Below are 884 nucleotides of genomic sequence, written 5' to 3' on the forward strand. Positions count from 1 at the left end.
GAGTTGTGATAAATCAAGGCCAACATGCATTTGTAGAAAAAGCATCTGGTAAAAACCCAAGATTTCTTGGTCCACTTTACAAAAAATATTCCGGCGACTCCTTTGGCGATTGGACGGTGATTGCTAGAAATTCGGATTATCTATTTGATCAGATAGCAAATAAATTATCAGATAAGCAAAAACAATTGATAACATTGACTTCAAAGCCAGTATCTAAAGATGTCCTTGACAACTATGTTAATAATGACCCTAAAGCTCGTGCAGATTTTTATGATCGATTATCTGATGTATTGGCGGAGCGTACTAACGTCCTAGAGACATCTATGGAACTGCCATTCATTAAACTAAATGATGGTAAACCTTATCAAATTATCCCTTATAAAAAAGGAACGAATAAAGTAATCGTAAAAACAGGTTCAAAATATCTTTCAGGAAAAGAAGGAAACGGACCTCAATATTCCGATTCGCTTGGCGATGATGAAGTGTTTGAACTTGTTCAGATAGGAAATTCTAACGATGGTAAATTTCAGTTCCGTTTGAATAACAAGAATGGAGTAAGTTTAGCTGGTAATCAGTATATTTCTGGATTCGCTACGGATTGGAGTTTCAAATCTGAAATTCGTTTCGATGATAAAAGCAACAATGAAATTAACAATTGGTTAATAGAGTGGTATCCGGGTAAAGAAAATGAGAGACAGAAGTATGATAAAGTACAGGCTGTAGCTGATGAAAAAGATTCTACTAAATGGATTGCAAAAGATTCCTTTGGAAACGTGATAAAGAACAGTTGGATAAACCGAGGTGATGGGTATTCCTTTACAGATGCTGAAGGAGTCATTTTGACAGGCTGGCAAGAAATTAAGGGGAAGACTTATTATTTCTCA

At 35.5% G+C, this 884-nt stretch carries 1 pseudogene; it reads left to right on the top strand.

Annotation, left to right across the window (positions count from 1 at the left end):
- A pseudogene (locus JDS80_RS30655) lies at positions 1-884 on the top strand (cell wall-binding protein); the annotation flags it as partial.

The organism is Bacillus cereus group sp. N8, from assembly GCF_016483685.1.
Classification (GTDB): Bacteria; Bacillota; Bacilli; order Bacillales; family Bacillaceae_G; genus Bacillus_A; species Bacillus_A proteolyticus.